This is a genomic window from Ensifer sp. ENS07, assembly GCF_014852185.1.
GTDB lineage: Bacteria > Pseudomonadota > Alphaproteobacteria > Rhizobiales > Rhizobiaceae > Ensifer > Ensifer adhaerens.
Genome location: NZ_JACVBE010000002.1, coordinates 246,611 through 261,611, shown reverse-complemented (window position 1 = coordinate 261,611; position 15,001 = coordinate 246,611). Strand labels below are relative to the sequence as shown.

The following is a 15,001-nucleotide window of genomic DNA, read 5'->3' as shown; positions in this document are numbered from 1 at the left end:
CGGGCCTGAAGACGCTGCACAATGCGTAAAAATGCTCCGCGCGGCTTCTACGCGAGATTGTACTCGCCGGTGCTTCCGCGGAGTGATGCCGAGGCCTATCGGGCAATTCGGCTAGACGGCCTGCTGAAGCATCCTGAAGCCTTCGGTTCATCCTACGAGGATGAGGCCAGCCGGCCGATCGAGGTCACAGCGGAACGGCTTGATAGCGGCTTCGTCCTCGGCGCCTTCGATAGCGATGAAAAGCTCATGGGTGTTGCTGGCCTCGCGATCCAGACGGCGACAAAGGCAAAGCACAAGGGGACCCTCTGGGGCATGTACGTCTTGCCGGAGGCACGAGGAACCGGGCTATCGCGTTTGCTCGTCGGCGGGATTATCGCCGAAGCGCGGGGCAAGGTGGAGCGGCTGTTGCTGACAGTCGTCTCGTCGAACGCCGCTGCCCTCAGCCTCTACCGGAAGGCGGGATTTGTCGAATACGGCCTGGAACAGCGCGCGCTGCGGGTCGACGATGCCTATTTCGACGAGATGTTGATGGCGTTGTCGCTTTAAGCGGCGTGGCGGTCAGCCAGGGAACACGCAGCGGGGTCGACGCGGCGCTGTGCAGCGGTAGGATGGCGCCACCATGCCGCTGATTCGACCCACACGCGAAAGCGACCTTTCTCTTCTGCCCGCCATCGAGCGCTCCTCCGGCGAGGTGTTCCGCACCGTCCCCGAGCTTGCCTGGATTGCCGATGACGACGTGCAATCGGCAGAAGCTCATCGCGAATTCCTGCGCACCGGACTATCGGTGGTAATGGTCGACGCCTCCGATCGGCCGATCGCTTTTCTTTGCGCTACGGTTGCTGACGATGCCATGCACATCTGGCAGCTTGCCGTCGAGGCGGAACGTCAGGGGCAGGGGCTTGGGCGCACGCTGATGCTGGCGGCAATCGCGCATGCGCGCGTGACGTCATGCGCCGCCGTCACGCTGACGACGTTCCGCGATCTTGCCTGGAACGAGCACTTCTATCGCAAGCTCGGCTTTGTGACGCTCGATGCGGGCGAACTCGATCCGCGTCTTGCCGAAATCCTTGCCAACGAGGCTGCGCACGGGCTGCCGGCAGAGCGGCGCTGTGCCATGCGGCTGAAGCTCGCTTGAGGGCGCAAGCCAGCATTCCGGAAAGCCGGCGCTGAAAGAAGCTCGCTCGGGCGCGGTTGTGGCCGCGCTACCGTCTGATGGCGACCACCTGGCCGCGTGCGAACTGCGATACCCTGACGCCGCCGGACTGGTTGCCGCCGATCAGCTGGGCCGTCGATTTCGACAGCATGGACAGGATGCCGACGTGATAGCCGCGGCCGGTGCGCACGACGACGACGTCGCCGGGACGGGCATAGGAGAGCTTCACGGGCGCGCCAAAACGCAGCCAGGAACGGGCGATGCCGAAGCTCTGCGGCGGACTGCGCCCGGCCTTGCGGGCGACCATGCCCATGAAATGGCCGCACCAGGGGGTGCGGGCCGGGTTGATGCCGAGCGCTGCACGAAGGGTCTTGTTGTTCTTGACCTCGTGCAGGCCCTTGTATTGCTGCGCCTGGGCAAGCATGCCCGCATTGGCGAAATCAGGTGTCAGTAGCGCGACATAGGCAGCCGCAAGAAACGCCAGGACCTTCATGGTCAGGTCTCCTTGACAAGTTGCTTGGTGCGAACGGTCGGGGCGGCCTGGCAATCGCCGGCATGGCACCCGGTTGCTCAACGGTTTCCAATGTTGGGCGGGGAGATATCAGCGGACGCGCGCGTGCAGGCGTTGAAAAACGCCGCATCGGGCACGTCGGCGAACCGCGGAGCCAGCTTCACGGCAACTGCCGTTTCGAAGTGTGGTATTCCCCTGTCTGCCCCGTCGGGCAGCAAAGCTTCATTCACCATGCGCCGGTGCAAAATTGTGGCAAAACCCGTAAAATATTAGGGCAGGGATTGCTAATCGCCGAAATAGCTGATGCGAAACGGCGATTCGCCGCGTCAGACATCAAAAAAATAGTGGGTCGGTGCCTTCCAAGGCAGGTCTTTACGCCGGAGAAGCGGCGGCACTTGCGCGCCTACGGGGCGGCGGCGCATCGTCTCAGCGTGATTCGCACGCCGAGGTTCTTCATGTCGTTCACCCTTTCTCCGGCCTATCTCTGGCCCGTTCTTCTGCTCCTGATCTCCAACGTCTTCATGACCTTTGCCTGGTACGGGCACCTGAAGTACACGTCGTCGCCGCTTTACATGGCGATCGTCGCCAGCTGGGGCATTGCTTTCTTCGAATATTGCCTGGCGGTGCCGGCAAACCGCATCGGCCACCAGGTCTATTCGGCGGCCCAGTTGAAGACGATGCAGGAGGTGATCACGCTGATCGTCTTTGCAGCCTTCTCCGTCTTCTGGCTGAAGGAGTCGATCGGCTGGAACCATCTGGTCGGCTTCGCGCTGATCGCGGCCGGTGCTTCCTTCATCTTCAAGGGCTGACGCACCCCCAACGGACGCAAAGAAAAAGGCAGGGCGTAAACCCTGCCTTTTCAGCGAAAAGCGGTTTGTCGTCGGCGTTGCGGTAACTACATCACCGCCGCCACGGCCGGGGCCAGATGCGGCCAGACCTCGACTGCGCCGCGATAGATCATGTCGAGCGCGACATAGAGGATGATCACGAGACCGATATAGGCGATCCAGTGATAGCGGTTGAGCAGCCGGGCGATAAAGCCGGCGGCGATGCCCATCATGGCGATCGAAAGCGCAAGGCCGATTACCAGGATCGTCGGATGTTCGCGGGCAGCGCCGGCAACAGCGAGCACGTTGTCGAGCGACATCGAGACGTCGGCGACGACGATCTGGATGGCCGCCTGCATGAAGGTTTTCCTGGGCGCCTCGGAGCCTTGGCCGCTTTCGCCCGCAGCGTTTGCTGCCTGCTGTTCGCGAATTTCGCGCCACATCTTCCAGCAGACCCAAAGCAGCAGGATGCCGCCGGCGAGCAGCAGGCCGATGATTTCGAGCAGTTGCACCGTGACGCTGGCGAGCGCGATGCGCAGAACCGTGGCGGCGATGATGCCGACGAGAATGACCTTCTTGCGTTGGTCCGTCGGCAGGCCAGCGGCGGCAAGACCAATCACGACGGCGTTGTCGCCGGCGAGAACGAGGTCAATGACGATGACTTGAAGAAGCGCCGCCAGGCCGGCAGCGGTAAAGATTTCCATGATGCAACAGTCCCCCGACCTGCATATGCGAGATATAGATATGACTAACGGATAAAGCACTGCCGTGCCGCTGGATCAAGACCACTGGACGGAAATCCTCAACGACGGCCCTGCCGCGTCTCAATCGAGAAGATCGAAAGCCCGGTACATCCAGACGAGCTGGTAGGCGACGGCTGCGACGACGAAGACCGCGTGAAAGCGGCGGTTCGGGGTCCAGGCGGCGGCAATGCAGAGCAGGATGTAGGCGGCGTTGCGCGCCGGGTACTCAAAGCCGTAGGACGCGAAATAGGCCTTTCCCTTCAACGCGGTGTCGACGAGATCGACGGCAAAGGCAAGCGCCAGGGCACCAAAGAACCAGACCCGGCGCGACATGAAATAGTGTTCGTAGTCGCTGTAGTCGTCGAGCGTCGTTGGAAACAGCATGACGCAGAGAAAGAAGAAGACGCAGCAATAGAGGACGACGAAGAGGTAGACGCTGACATCGATCACCGCCAGCGAATGCAGGTGGAACTCCCACCACCAGAAGTGCACGAGGAAGACGAACATGAACAGGACCCAGCCGAGGTGGATCCAGTAGACGCGCGTCTTGCCGGGATGCTGGACGAAGAGTGCAATGCCGCTCAAGAGCCGAGCGAGGCTCAGGCTGACGATCATGCCCATGACGACGCGGATATGCGAGAAGATCTCCGGGTCGGTATGGGCAGGCTCCATGCGCCGCGCTCCTATTCTTCCGCCGGCACCGGCTTCGGTTTGCCGTTCTCGTCGAGCGCGACCATCACGAAGATCGCGTCCGTCACCTTTTCCATCAGATGCGAGAGATAACGCTGCGCCCAGGCTTCGACCTTGAGCGTCATCGAGGTGCGGCCAACCTTGACCACGTCCGTATAGATGCAGAGCGTGTCGCCGATCTTGACGGGCAGCGCGAAGGCCATTTCCTTGACAGCCGCCGTCACGACGCGGCCGCGGGCGCGTTCTGCCGCGCGGATGCCGCAGGACAGGTCCATCTGCGCCATCACCCAGCCGCCGAAGATGTCGCCCGCCGCATTGGCATCGCCCGGCATGGCGAGCGTGCGCAAGGTGAGTTCGCCGGTCGGTCTCGTCTGTTCGGTCATGCAGCCTGTCTCCCTGTTGGAGACAAGATGTAACCCGAGCGCACTTGTGGAGGGAAGACCCCGCTGCCGCACAAATGCCGGCAACGTCCTTGAGGTGCCGGCTCGTTATACTTTCGCAGGGGGTGAATGAGGAATGCCAAATTTAGGGGTTCCTCGTTAGGAGCTTTGCAAAGACCTCATCCTAACCTGCAGGCTCTGGGAGTGCCTGCCGGCTATGCCGCGGCGCCAGGATTTGGGGCGGCGCGGGGAGCGCCGAGGGGCAAGGGATTGGCAATGAAGAAATTCAGGATTTCGGCGCGTCTCTACGCGCTGGTGGCATTCGCGCTTTTGACCATGGCGGCGGCGCTGACCTTCGGTCTGTTCCAGGCGCAGGAAAAGCTCGTCGGCGAACGAAAGGCGATGCTTGCGGCGATGGACGAGAACGCGATCGCCGTGTTCGACGGCTATCACAAGCTGGAAGTGGCCGGCACGCTGCCGCGCGAGGAGGCGCAGAAGCGCGCGCTCGAAGCGATCAAGGCGATGCGCTACCAGGGCAGCGGCTATTTCTGGGTCAACGACATGCATCCGACCATGATCATGCATCCGATCAAGCCGGAGCTCGACGGCAAGGACCTCACCGAAAACAAGGATCCCAACGGCAAGCAGCTCTTCGTCGAGTTCGTAAAGACCGTCGAAAAGAGCGGCCAGGGTTTCGTCGACTACTACTGGCCGAAGCCCGGTGCCGACGCGCCGGTGCTGAAGTATTCGCACGTTGCCGGCTTCAAGCCCTGGGGCTGGGTGGTCGGGACCGGCGTCTATGCCGACGACCTGGCGGCGATGTTCCGCGACCGCGCCTGGCAGGTTGCCGGCATTCTTGCCGCCGCCGCTCTTGCCATCCTGATGGCGGCACTGGCGATCGTGCGCAGCGTCGTCAAGCCGGTCGAAAAGCTGAAGGCCTCGATGCGGGCGATCGCCGACGAAGATCTGTCTTCGGAGGTGCCGGAAACCGACCGTGGCGACGAGATCGGCCAGATGGCCAAGGTCCTCGTTGTCCTGCGTGACTCGGTGCGCGAACGGCTGGAGTTGCGCTCGCGTGAGGCAGAACAGCAGGAGCGACTGAGTTCCGAGCGGCGCGGCAACGAGCAGCGCCAGCGGGCGACGGCTGAGGCGCAGGCCGAGACGATGGAAACCGTTGGTGCGGCGCTCGAACTCCTGGCGAGTGGCGACCTCACCGCCGAGATCGGCCATATCGCGCCGGAATACGGCAAGCTGCGGGACGACTTCAACACCGCCGTCGCAGCCCTTCGCGATGTCATCGGCTCGATCTCGCATTCGACCGAGATCGTCACCGCCAGCGCCGGCGATATTTCCGAAGCGGCAAACAATCTCTCCCGCCGGACGGAGCAGCAGGCAGCCGCCCTTGAAGAGACGGCCGCGGCACTGGACGAAATCACCTCGACGGTTCGCCATGCCTCCGAACGGGCAAACGAAGCGCGTGAGATGGTCGACCGGACCAGGACCAGCGCCGCAAAGTCCGGCGGCATCGTGCGCAATGCCATCGACGCCATGGGGCGGATCGAAAGCTCGTCCGGCCGCATCGGCCAGATCATCGGCGTCATCGACGAGATCGCCTTCCAGACGAATCTGCTGGCGCTCAACGCCGGGGTCGAGGCAGCGCGCGCCGGCGAGGCGGGCCGCGGCTTTGCCGTCGTCGCACAGGAAGTGCGCGAGTTGGCGCAGCGTTCGGCCGGAGCCGCCAAGGAGATCAAGGAACTGATCGGCGCCTCGGTGCGCGAGGTCGGCGCCGGCGTCGATCTGGTTCGCTCCACAGGCGAGGCGCTCTCGGAGATCGAGGCGCAGGTCAACCGGGTCAACGAGCAGGTGGCGTCGATCGCCACGGCCGCGCGGGAGCAGGCGACCGGGCTGCAGGAGGTCAATGTCGCCGTCAACAGCATGGACCAGATGACCCAGCAGAACGCGGCGATGGTGGAGGAAACCACGGCGGCGAGCCAGACGCTGGCGGCCGAAAGCCGCGAGCTGAAGTCGCTGCTGACGAAGTTCCGGCTGCAGCCTTCAGGCTCGCACGCGGGTTACGGCCGCGCCGCCTGACGCCACAGGTTTGTCGATTGCGACCCGCGCGCTACGCCGCGCGGGTTTTTCATTCGGGGTCGGCCGCAATGCTGTCGCAAGGATACGCGTTTAGGCGCCGCCGTTGTCACACCGGTTGTCGTGCACGGAGACATTCTCTGTCTTGACCTCAGCACCGCCGGGGATAGATACGCGAGAAGCGGGAGGTGTTCGACGGGGCGTCGCTCCGGTTGCCGGCCGCTGCACCAGAGGGGACACCATGGCACTTCTCAAACTACTTCTGACCCGGCCGATCGCGCTCATGATGCTGGCGCTCGGGTTTCTTTCCGCCTGTACCGTCGTCGTCGACGAGCCGCGGCCGGGGCCGAGGCCCACGCGCCCGCAGGCCTGCACGATGGAATATGCGCCGGTTTGTGGCGAGCGCGGCAATCGTATGCGCAGCTTCCCGAACTCCTGCCAGGCGCGCGCTGACGGCTTCAACGTCATCCACCGCGGCGAGTGCCGTCCGGACTATCGCCCGCCGGATCGCGAGCCGCAGGCCTGCACGATGGAATACAATCCGGTGTGTGGCCAGCGCGGCCGCCGCACGCAGACCTTCTCGAACGCCTGCCAGGCGCGTTCCGAGGGCTTCCAGGTGATCGGCCGCGGCGAATGCCGCAGGGAGGACGACCGTCCATCCGAGGGCCAGTTCTGCACCCGCGAATATGCCCCGGTCTGCGGCCAGCGTGGCAGCCGCATCGAAACCTTCTCCAACGCCTGCGAGGCGGGTGGTGCCGGTTTCCAGATCGTCCATCGCGGCGAGTGCCGCTAGGGCCCAAGCGATCAAGCCTTTAGCATGCGAGCCCGTGTCCGACGAGGACGCGGGCTCTTTTTTGTCGGTATGGATGGACCATTCGCAGCGCGGACACCCCATTTCCAGCGGTTGGCGCGCAAGCCTTCGTTTACCGTATTTGAATAAAATGCCAGGCAAATCAGGCTTTTTGTCCGCTGTGCCCGGTTTGCGACACAGGCAAAAGGCAGCAATTGCAGGTGCTGTAGCAACCATTGCGTGCCAATTGAACGCGGTGGCGGCGGCAGGGGCAGCGGGGCGATGACGGTGGTCTTTTTCGGACCGCCTGGAGGAAGGCGCAGTTCGGTATGGCCTATGTTACTCGTCTCCATCGCCCGCTGACGGCGCTCGTTCTTTCGTTTTCGCTCGTCACCTGCTCCACCGATGACGCGCTTTCGCCGCCCGGCCGCATCGATGGCGGGGCGCGGGTCGGGTCGATCGGGCCGGTTCCTGTCGATGCCGTGCCGGCAGAGGAGGTGGCCGCCTATCCGGCCGCCACGCAGCCCTCGACCTTCCAGACCAATCCGCAGCACGCGGCGCCTCAGCAGACGCGCCGCGCGCTTCCGATGCTCGATAGCGACGAGGCGGTGGCGACGGGCGCGCAGCCGGCAAGCGCCGGCTCGAGCGCTATTCCCCAAGAGGGCGTCAACATGGATGCGATGCTCGGCGTGGAGCAGCCGGTGGTGGGGCTTGCGGAGGAGCAGAGCAACGACATTGCCGAGGGCAATGCCAGCCAGCCGGTGGTCGGCGGTATTGGTGACGAGAATGTGCGCCAGCTCGGCGGCGCAAACAGCGCCGCGCCGGCCGAAGCGAACCTTGGCTATGACCCGGATCTGCCGCCGCTGTCGCCGGACAAGATGGCCGCCGAACAGGCGCAGCGCGCCCGCGCCATGGAACAGCAGCGCCTTCAGCGCACGCAGGAGCCGCAGCAGGTCGCCTTCCTGCCGCGCGCCAACAATCCGATGTCGACGCCCGAATATACCGGCGCGATGCCCGGTTCCGAGATTGCTTGCCGCCAGCGCCTGAAAAAGCTCGGCGTCACCTTCCGCGACATTCCGCGCATCAGCAACGGTCCGTCCTGCGGCATCGACTATCCGATCGAACTCAACGGGCTGTCCGGCGGCATCGGTGTGAAGCCGGCGGTCAAGCTCAATTGCGAGGTGACCGAGGCTTTCGCGAAGTGGGTGAAGTACGAACTCGCCCCGTCGTCACGCTACCGCTACTGGTCCGGCATCAAGACGATCAAGCCGCTTGGCGGCTACTCCTGCCGCACGATGAATTCGCGTCGCGGCAATCCGATGTCGGAACACGCGCGCGGCAACGCCATCGATGTCGGCAAGTTCGTGCTGAAGAAGGGCAAGGAAATCGACGTGCGCAAGAAGGGCTTCTTCGCCTTCCGCGAGAAGGCGTTGCTGAAGGCCGTGCGTTCCGACAGCTGCAAGTACTTCAACACCGTGCTCGGCCCGGGCAGCGACCCCTTCCACAAGGACCATTTCCACTTCGACCTGAGGACGCGCAAGACCGGTTATCGGCACTGCGATTAGGTGTTCAGCCGGTTGGCACCAGTGGTTTCCAGCTGCCGGCTATCGAAGCTCGGGAGCCGGCAAAAAAAGAGGCCGGCGGGGAGGCCGGCCCAACGACCGGAGCAAAAGGGGGAGGCTCCGGCCTGCAAATCACGAGCGCAAATCAAAGGGCGATGTTGCGGCCCGCGCGATGCAAACTGATCGAAGAGCGTCACGGTTTCGTGACAGCTGGGCGTAATTGCTGTGGTCGGCCGAGCAAATCCTGCGCCGGCTTTCGTTCGAGTGCGTTCCTGGCCGGCTGTCGGCGAAGATCTGCGAATCGACCTGATTCCCTAAATAAGTAGTATTATACTTTAGGTTTTACTCGTCCGGGTCGCGTTCCGAACGGTTGCCCCAAATATGGCGATTCCCGGCATTTTCGGATCCAATTGTAACAGACTGAATTTTCTATATGTTTTTCTGCGTATGAGAAAACCTTGGGTTGGCGAGGCCGTGCCGATCTCTCCGTTTCGTCTGGTTTTGTAATAAGTAATACGATATTATATTATTTCGTATAACAATCTTGGATAGTGTCTGGTTGGCCGCTACAAGCATTGGGGGCCCTACTCACTCCTTGACGCCACAGGAGGACGAAATGGGAACGGTCATGCAATTTCCGGGGATGCGCAGCGATATGGCTGTGCATGCCGCCGAAGTTTCTAAAATCCTCAGGACACTTGCCAACCGCAACAGGTTGCTGATCGTGAGCGCGCTGCTCGAAGGCGAGCATTCTGTCGCGGCGCTCGAGGAAATGCTGGGCATTCGCCAGCCCACGCTTTCACAGCAATTGACGGTCTTGCGGGATGCCGGCATTGTCGCGACCCGTCGGCAGGCCAAGCAGGTTTTCTATCGGCTCAGCCACGACAAGGTGGCGCGCCTCGTCGGCTCGCTCTATCAGATCTTCTGTCGAGATGGTTCAAAAGCATGAATGAATACGGGAATGCGCTGGTAGGCGGGCTGTTGATTGGCCTGTCGGCGGCGATCCTGATGGTGGCCACTGGCCGGGTGGCCGGCATCAGTGGCATCGCAGGGCGCCTGCTGCAGGGCGTACAGGCTTCGTCGGGCGCATTGTTCGTACTGGGGCTGATTGCCGGACCGGTGTTGTACCGCCTCATTTTCGATGCCTGGCCGTCGGTGACTGTGACGGCCTCCTGGCCGCTTCTCGTGGTTGGGGGCCTGCTGGTGGGCTTCGGCTCGCGCATGGGCTCGGGCTGCACCAGCGGTCATGGCGTTGTCGGGCTTGCTGTCGCGCCGCTCGATCGCCGCGGTCGCCACCTTCATGGGAGCGGCGATCGTCACGGTCTTCGTTGCGGGTTTCTTCGGATGAACAGCGCCTTGCTCCGCCTTGCCGCGACGCTCGTCTCCGGCGTCGTATTCGGTTTCGGTCTTTCGCTGTCGGGAATGCTCGATCCGGCCCGCGTGCGGGCTTTTCTTGACATAACCGGCAACTGGAACCCAAGCCTTGCCTTCGTGCTCGGCGGCGCTGTCTTCGTTTCGGCGCTCGGAGTTCTGGTGACGCGCCGGTTGAAACATCCGCTGTTCGACGGGACCTTTCATCTGCCCAACAATCAGGTCATCGACCGGCGACTGATCGTCGGCTCGGCGATCTTCGGCGTCGGCTGGGGGCTGGTCGGGCTTTGCCCGGGCCCGGCGCTCGCCTCGCTGTCGCTTGGCTTGCCGGCAACGGTCCTCTTCGTGGTGGCAATGCTGGCCGGGATGCTTGTCCATGACCGGCTGGTTGACCGCAAGCTCCCGAGGCAGACATCGGCCGGAGCGGGCGCCGATACGGGACTGTCTCAGCCGCGTTGACGCACAGTCATCTTGTTTTTTCATTCCAGCCGGCTGCAAATCGGAATGAATTGTCCCATATAGGGCGGGACCTCAAGACTCTGCCCCTCCTTCCGGATCAGTTTTCATGGCGCCAATCGTTTCCGTTTCCAATCTGTCGAAGACTTATGCCTCCGGCTTCAAGGCGCTGAAGGGCGTCAGCCTCGATATCGAGGAAGGCGAAATCCTGGCGTTGCTCGGGCCGAACGGCGCCGGCAAGACGACGCTGATCTCGATCATCTGCGGTATCGTCAATCCGAGCGGCGGAACGGTGATGGTCGGGGGGCACGACGTGGTGCGCGATTTCCGCGAGACCCGCGCGATGATCGGGCTCGTGCCGCAGGAGCTGACCACCGACGCTTTCGAAACCGTCTGGAACACGGTCACCTTCTCCCGCGGGCTGCACGGCAAGAAACCGAACCCCGCCCATATCGAAAAGGTGCTGAAGGACCTGTCGCTCTGGGACAAGAAGGACAACATGCTGCGCGAGCTTTCGGGCGGCATGAAGCGGCGCGTGCTGATCGCCAAGGCGCTGTCGCATGAGCCGCGGGTCCTCTTCCTCGACGAGCCGACGGCCGGCGTCGACGTCAACCTGCGCAAGAGCATGTGGGACGTGGTCGAGCGGCTGCGCGCCTCGGGCGTGACGATCATCCTGACGACACACTACATCGAAGAGGCGGAAGAAATCGCCGACCGCATCGGCGTCATCAACGGCGGCGAGATCCTGCTGGTCGAGGACAAGGCGGCGCTGATGTCGAAGCTCGGGCGCAAGCAGTTGCGCGTCGATCTCGCCCATCCGCTGGATGGCGTGCCTGACGTGCTCTCGGGTTACAACCTGACGCTCGAAGGCGACGGCCATTGTCTGATCTACGATTATGACACTAGCGCCGAGCGGACCGGGATCACCACCTTGCTCGCCGCCTTGGCGGAGGCCGGCATCAGGCTCAAGGACATTTCCACGCGACAGAGCTCGCTGGAAGACATTTTCGTCGAAATCGTGGGGGCAGGGCGATGAACATCGAAGCGATCAAATCGATCTATTTCTTCGAGATGGCCCGCACACGCCGCACACTTCTGCAGAGCGTGGTGTCGCCCGTTATCTCCACGTCGCTCTATTTCATCGTCTTCGGCGCGGCGATCGGCGGCCGCATCCAGGAGATCGACGGCGTTTCCTATGGCGCCTTCATCACGCCCGGCCTGATGATGCTGACGCTTCTGACCCAGTGCATCGGTAACGGGTCCTTCGGCATCTATTTCCCGAAATTCACCGGCACGATCTACGAGGTGCTTTCCTCGCCGGTCTCGATGGTGGAGATCGTGCTCGGCTATGTCGGCGCCGCGGCGACCAAGGGGATGATGATCGGCACGATCATTCTCCTGACGGCATCGCTCTTCGTCGACCTGACGATCGCTCATCCCTTCGTCATGGTCTTCTTCTTCGTGCTGACGGCGATTTCCTTCAGCCTGTTCGGCTTCATCATCGGCATCTGGGCCAAGGATTTCGAGCAACTGAACCTGATCCCCATGCTGGTGATCCCGCCGCTCGTCTTCCTCGGCGGCAGCTTCTATTCGGTGAAGATGCTGCCGCCCTTCTGGCAGGCCGTCAGCCATTTCAACCCGGTGCTGTACCTCATCAGCGGTTTCCGCTGGAGCTTCTTCGAGGTGTCGGACGTCAACCCGATCTTCAGCGCGGTGATCATCATTGCCTTCCTGACTGTCTGCATGTCGGTGCTCGCCTGGATCTTCCGCACCGGCTACCGCCTGCGTAACTGACTTCCATCGGTCGTCAGGGTGCTAGCGCCGGCACGGCTCCACTGGCATAGGCGATGATCGTGCTGGCGACGGCCATCGCGAGCAGCGCCTGAAGAATCGTGACCACGACGTGGAGGAGCGACCGCACGGCGGAGAGCCCGAGGTCGGCCATGAACCAGCGCGTTTCGGCAACGATGTACCAGACGATCGAAGCGACCACGAAGGCGGCGCCGACAGTGGTGAAGGCGTTGTGCCCGGCCAAGAGCAATTGGCCACCGAGGCTGATGGCAAAAGCGAAGGGTGCCGTGACGTAGTACTGGCTGAAGAAGGGCGGACGCAGCGTCTCGCGTGTCAGCTTGGCACCCTTGTTGCGCAGGAGCTTCACGGCCATCAGCAGAGGCAGAATACTGAAGGCGACAGCCCGAAACATCAGCAGGTTGGAGTCGGAGGCAAGCAGCGACGTCGGCGCCCAGGGAACTGCGCGGCTGACGAGGCCGAGCTCCAGCCCATGCGCCAAGAGCAGCGTGATCAGCAGAAAAAGCGGCGGGCTCAGCGCATCCGAGTACTGCTCCGGCAGGTCGTCGCCGAGCTCGACGTCGGCATAGCGCATCATCGCCTGCGGGTGGCGCAGCGTGCGCCACAGGGTGAGCGGATAAAACAGCAGCCAGCAGACGAGCTCATAGAGCAGTTCCTCGATCGACTTCAGCAGTCGCATGAAATCCATGCCGTGCTCCCCTTGCTTCTATGCGTGGCACGACCGCGCGCCGGGGCCGATGCCGGTCAGTCGCGCAGACGCAGCTCGTCGGTACGCATCTGCAGCATCTCCAGCGTCGACAGGAAGCTCATGCCGAGCAGGCTCTGATCGAGCTTGCCCTTGGCTGCGACCGTTGCGCCGATGTTGCGGCGGGTGATCGGGCCGATCGAGATCTCCTGAAGCATCACGGGGGCTGCCTGGGCCCGGCCATTGGCTGTCATGACCGTAACGATATAGTTGAGGTTGGCCGGGTCGAGGCCGATCTTTTCCGCATCTTCATAGGTGAGCGCGATGTTGCTGGCGCCGGTATCGACCAGCATGCTGATGTCCTTGCCGTCGACCGTCGCAGTGGTCTCGAAATGACCGTTCAACATCTTCTGCAGCACCACTTCCTGCTGTCCCTCGCTGTCGGTGATGATGGTGGCGCGGCCGGGGATGAGGCCGGCGAGCAGGCGGTTGCCGAAGCCCTCCAACTCGAAACGGTAGACATAGGCCGAGACCAGCGCCAGAACGACGAAGAGCCAGATGGCGATCTGACGCAGGCCTTCGCCGAAGCGGTGGCGGCTCTGCAGGATGCCGGCGCCGATCAGCGTGGCGATGGCCCCGAGCGAGACCAGTTGCCCGAACTGGTCATTGGCGAGCCCCATGGTGCGGCCGGTGTCGTGGTTGATGATCAGCAGGATGAGGCCGATGGCCAGGATCGAGAGCAGGATGGCAAGACGGGTCATGCTTCGCCGCGTTCCCTCGCCATGCGCGTGCGTCGGGTTTCGCGCCGCGGCTTGCGTTCGACGGTCTCAAGCCGCGCAGGCAACACGCTCATGATCGCGCGGCGTTCGGCATCGGTATAGAGCGTCCAGCGTCCGACTTCGTCGCGGGTACGGCCGCAGCCGAAACAGTAGCCGGTCTTGTCATCGATCGAACAGACGAGAATGCAGGGAGATTCCATGGGCGTGCTCAGTTTTCCCTTGATATATCGATGTTTCAAACCGTCAGCGCAAGGGCACCGAGCACGGCGATTTCGGTCAGTTGCTGCGTCGCCCCGATCGTGTCGCCCGTTTGTCCGCCGATCTTGCGCATCGCCAGCCGAGCGAAGCCCTTGACCGTGGCAAGGAATGCGACGAGCGCCGCGATGACGCCGAGCGCCGGGACCTGCGCGAGATAGAAGAGCAGCATTGCGACAAGAAGTCCGAAGGCAAGCGCGAAGCGCGTGGCCGCCGGTTCCGGCTCGCCAGCCGAGGCCGCGACGCCGCCGCTGCGCGCCGGCGGAAGCGACGACCAGTGCCAAACCATGGCGGCGCGGCTGAGGCACGCTGCGCCAAGGATCGCCATGGCGGCGCCCAGCGGCGAAAAGAGCGGCAGGATCGAGGCGAGCGCCGAGACGCGCAGGCCGAAGGAGAGGATGAGGGCGACGGCCGCATAGGTGCCGATGCGGCTGTCCTTCATGATCGCAAGCGCCGCTTCGCGGTCGCGACCGCCGCCAAAGCCATCGGCCGTGTCGCCAAGCCCGTCTTCGTGCAGTGCGCCGGTGACAAGCGCCTGGATGGCGACGACGACAAAGGCGGCAAAGAGCGAGCTCACCTGCAGCGCCATGAGGGCCATGGCGACGGCCGCCGATGGCAGTGCGATCGCCAGGCCGGCTAGCGGGAAGGCGCGCACGGCACGGCTCAAGCGCCCGTCATAACCTTCGAAATGGCGCGCAGGCATCGGGATGCGGCTGAGAAAGCCGATCGACCGCGCCACATCGTCACAGAAATCGCCAACGAAGCCCATGGCTCCTCCAAGGTTGCGGCCATTGACCCGGCCGCTGCCAAACTCGCCGACTGCGGCGAGTCTCGCAAGCCGGGCGGGCGCACCCGCGAGGGCCGCGCACACTTTTCCCAGACCTTTCATAGGCCGTCTGCGA

General features: G+C 63.2%; 18 protein-coding genes. 10 read left to right on the top strand and 8 right to left on the bottom strand.

What is annotated here, in order from left to right; genetic code table 11:
• The first annotated feature begins 21 nt into the window (after positions 1 to 21).
• The gene (locus IB277_RS08350; RefSeq protein ID WP_090293938.1) at positions 22 to 546 is read left to right on the top strand and encodes a GNAT family N-acetyltransferase; all 525 of its coding nucleotides are present in this window, start codon (positions 22 to 24) and stop codon (positions 544 to 546) included.
• A 73-nt stretch (positions 547 to 619) separates the two neighbouring features.
• Positions 620 to 1,135, top strand: coding sequence for a GNAT family N-acetyltransferase (locus IB277_RS08345; protein WP_090293937.1), 516 nt, complete (start codon positions 620 to 622; stop codon positions 1,133 to 1,135).
• A 67-nt stretch (positions 1,136 to 1,202) separates the two neighbouring features.
• Here IB277_RS08345 and IB277_RS08340 read toward each other — a convergent pair whose 3' ends face one another.
• A complete protein-coding gene (locus tag IB277_RS08340) occupies positions 1,203 to 1,646 on the bottom strand; it encodes a TIGR02594 family protein (protein WP_034795245.1) in 444 nt (147 codons plus the stop codon).
• 473 nt (positions 1,647 to 2,119) lie between these two features.
• On the opposite strand from IB277_RS08340, the gene IB277_RS08335 reads away from it, so the two are divergent.
• Positions 2,120 to 2,473: a DMT family protein gene (locus IB277_RS08335; RefSeq protein WP_034795307.1), complete on the top strand. Its 354-nt coding sequence runs from the start codon at positions 2,120 to 2,122 to the stop codon at positions 2,471 to 2,473.
• 86 nt (positions 2,474 to 2,559) lie between these two features.
• Here the strand turns inward: IB277_RS08335 and IB277_RS08330 are convergent, their stop codons facing one another.
• The 3 genes from IB277_RS08330 to IB277_RS08320 form a co-directional block, all read right to left on the bottom strand.
• A complete protein-coding gene (locus IB277_RS08330; RefSeq protein WP_034795244.1) occupies positions 2,560 to 3,195 on the bottom strand; it encodes a TerC family protein in 636 nt (211 codons plus the stop codon).
• 120 nt (positions 3,196 to 3,315) lie between these two features.
• The gene (locus IB277_RS08325; RefSeq protein ID WP_162731911.1) at positions 3,316 to 3,906 is read right to left on the bottom strand and encodes a hypothetical protein; all 591 of its coding nucleotides are present in this window, start codon (positions 3,904 to 3,906) and stop codon (positions 3,316 to 3,318) included.
• A gap of 11 nt (positions 3,907 to 3,917) precedes the next feature.
• Positions 3,918 to 4,307: an acyl-CoA thioesterase gene (locus IB277_RS08320; protein WP_043626011.1), complete on the bottom strand. Its 390-nt coding sequence runs from the start codon at positions 4,305 to 4,307 to the stop codon at positions 3,918 to 3,920.
• A gap of 273 nt (positions 4,308 to 4,580) precedes the next feature.
• Here IB277_RS08320 and IB277_RS08315 point away from each other — a divergent pair, with 273 nt between their 5' ends.
• The 7 genes from IB277_RS08315 to IB277_RS08280 all read left to right on the top strand — a co-directional run bounded on the left by IB277_RS08315 (position 4,581) and on the right by IB277_RS08280 (position 12,365).
• Positions 4,581 to 6,395, top strand: coding sequence for a methyl-accepting chemotaxis protein (locus IB277_RS08315; protein WP_090293935.1), 1,815 nt, complete (start codon positions 4,581 to 4,583; stop codon positions 6,393 to 6,395).
• A 238-nt stretch (positions 6,396 to 6,633) separates the two neighbouring features.
• Positions 6,634 to 7,185, top strand: coding sequence for a Kazal-type serine protease inhibitor domain-containing protein (locus IB277_RS08310; protein ID WP_034795236.1), 552 nt, complete (start codon positions 6,634 to 6,636; stop codon positions 7,183 to 7,185).
• A gap of 326 nt (positions 7,186 to 7,511) precedes the next feature.
• Complete coding sequence (locus tag IB277_RS08305; protein WP_192370942.1) at positions 7,512 to 8,747, top strand: extensin family protein; 1,236 nt, start codon at positions 7,512 to 7,514, stop codon at positions 8,745 to 8,747.
• Positions 8,748 to 9,360: 613 nt separating this feature from the next.
• A complete protein-coding gene (locus IB277_RS08300) occupies positions 9,361 to 9,693 on the top strand; it encodes a metalloregulator ArsR/SmtB family transcription factor (RefSeq protein ID WP_034795232.1) in 333 nt (110 codons plus the stop codon).
• Between the two features lie 395 nt (positions 9,694 to 10,088).
• Entirely contained in the window at positions 10,089 to 10,574 is a 486-nt protein-coding gene (locus IB277_RS08290; RefSeq protein ID WP_090293932.1) for a YeeE/YedE family protein, read from the top strand.
• Positions 10,575 to 10,680: 106 nt separating this feature from the next.
• Entirely contained in the window at positions 10,681 to 11,607 is a 927-nt protein-coding gene (locus IB277_RS08285; protein ID WP_034795212.1) for an ABC transporter ATP-binding protein, read from the top strand.
• Positions 11,604 to 12,365, top strand: coding sequence for an ABC transporter permease (locus tag IB277_RS08280; RefSeq protein WP_034795209.1), 762 nt, complete (start codon positions 11,604 to 11,606; stop codon positions 12,363 to 12,365). The genes IB277_RS08285 and IB277_RS08280 overlap by 4 nt, the downstream gene beginning before the upstream one ends.
• A 13-nt stretch (positions 12,366 to 12,378) precedes the next feature.
• On the opposite strand, the gene IB277_RS08275 is transcribed toward IB277_RS08280, so the two are convergent.
• From IB277_RS08275 to IB277_RS08260, 4 genes are read right to left on the bottom strand one after another with little or no spacing between them, the layout of a single operon-like run.
• Positions 12,379 to 13,068 carry a permease gene (locus IB277_RS08275; RefSeq protein WP_246812718.1) on the bottom strand — a complete coding sequence of 230 codons (690 nt, stop codon included), beginning with the start codon at positions 13,066 to 13,068 and terminating at the stop codon, positions 12,379 to 12,381.
• Positions 13,069 to 13,124: 56 nt separating this feature from the next.
• Positions 13,125 to 13,826, bottom strand: a complete 702-nt coding sequence (locus IB277_RS08270; RefSeq protein ID WP_060520665.1) for a TIGR02281 family clan AA aspartic protease — start codon at positions 13,824 to 13,826, stop codon at positions 13,125 to 13,127.
• Complete coding sequence (locus IB277_RS08265; protein WP_089044154.1) at positions 13,823 to 14,044, bottom strand: DUF1289 domain-containing protein; 222 nt, start codon at positions 14,042 to 14,044, stop codon at positions 13,823 to 13,825. The genes IB277_RS08270 and IB277_RS08265 overlap by 4 nt, the downstream gene beginning before the upstream one ends.
• Positions 14,045 to 14,079: 35 nt before the next feature.
• On the bottom strand, positions 14,080 to 14,868 hold the full coding sequence (locus IB277_RS08260; protein ID WP_060600886.1) for an adenosylcobinamide-GDP ribazoletransferase: 789 nt from the start codon (positions 14,866 to 14,868) through the stop codon (positions 14,080 to 14,082).
• Positions 14,869 to 15,001: the final 133 nt, after the last annotated feature.

Bases quoted from the DNA above. Each gene is read 5' to 3' on its own strand.
- IB277_RS08350 (WP_090293938.1), top strand. From the start codon at position 22: ATGCGTAAAAATGCTCCGCGCGGCTTCTACGCGAGATTGTACTCGCCG.
- IB277_RS08345 (WP_090293937.1), top strand. From the start codon at position 620: ATGCCGCTGATTCGACCCACACGCGAAAGCGACCTTTCTCTTCTGCCC.
- IB277_RS08340 (WP_034795245.1), bottom strand. From the start codon at position 1,646: ATGAAGGTCCTGGCGTTTCTTGCGGCTGCCTATGTCGCGCTACTGACA.
- IB277_RS08335 (WP_034795307.1), top strand. From the start codon at position 2,120: ATGTCGTTCACCCTTTCTCCGGCCTATCTCTGGCCCGTTCTTCTGCTC.
- IB277_RS08330 (WP_034795244.1), bottom strand. From the start codon at position 3,195: ATGGAAATCTTTACCGCTGCCGGCCTGGCGGCGCTTCTTCAAGTCATC.
- IB277_RS08325 (WP_162731911.1), bottom strand. From the start codon at position 3,906: ATGGAGCCTGCCCATACCGACCCGGAGATCTTCTCGCATATCCGCGTC.
- IB277_RS08320 (WP_043626011.1), bottom strand. From the start codon at position 4,307: ATGACCGAACAGACGAGACCGACCGGCGAACTCACCTTGCGCACGCTC.
- IB277_RS08315 (WP_090293935.1), top strand. From the start codon at position 4,581: ATGAAGAAATTCAGGATTTCGGCGCGTCTCTACGCGCTGGTGGCATTC.
- IB277_RS08310 (WP_034795236.1), top strand. From the start codon at position 6,634: ATGGCACTTCTCAAACTACTTCTGACCCGGCCGATCGCGCTCATGATG.
- IB277_RS08305 (WP_192370942.1), top strand. From the start codon at position 7,512: ATGGCCTATGTTACTCGTCTCCATCGCCCGCTGACGGCGCTCGTTCTT.
- IB277_RS08300 (WP_034795232.1), top strand. From the start codon at position 9,361: ATGGGAACGGTCATGCAATTTCCGGGGATGCGCAGCGATATGGCTGTG.
- IB277_RS08290 (WP_090293932.1), top strand. From the start codon at position 10,089: ATGAACAGCGCCTTGCTCCGCCTTGCCGCGACGCTCGTCTCCGGCGTC.
- IB277_RS08285 (WP_034795212.1), top strand. From the start codon at position 10,681: ATGGCGCCAATCGTTTCCGTTTCCAATCTGTCGAAGACTTATGCCTCC.
- IB277_RS08280 (WP_034795209.1), top strand. From the start codon at position 11,604: ATGAACATCGAAGCGATCAAATCGATCTATTTCTTCGAGATGGCCCGC.
- IB277_RS08275 (WP_246812718.1), bottom strand. From the start codon at position 13,068: ATGGATTTCATGCGACTGCTGAAGTCGATCGAGGAACTGCTCTATGAG.
- IB277_RS08270 (WP_060520665.1), bottom strand. From the start codon at position 13,826: ATGACCCGTCTTGCCATCCTGCTCTCGATCCTGGCCATCGGCCTCATC.
- IB277_RS08265 (WP_089044154.1), bottom strand. From the start codon at position 14,044: ATGGAATCTCCCTGCATTCTCGTCTGTTCGATCGATGACAAGACCGGC.
- IB277_RS08260 (WP_060600886.1), bottom strand. From the start codon at position 14,868: ATGGGCTTCGTTGGCGATTTCTGTGACGATGTGGCGCGGTCGATCGGC.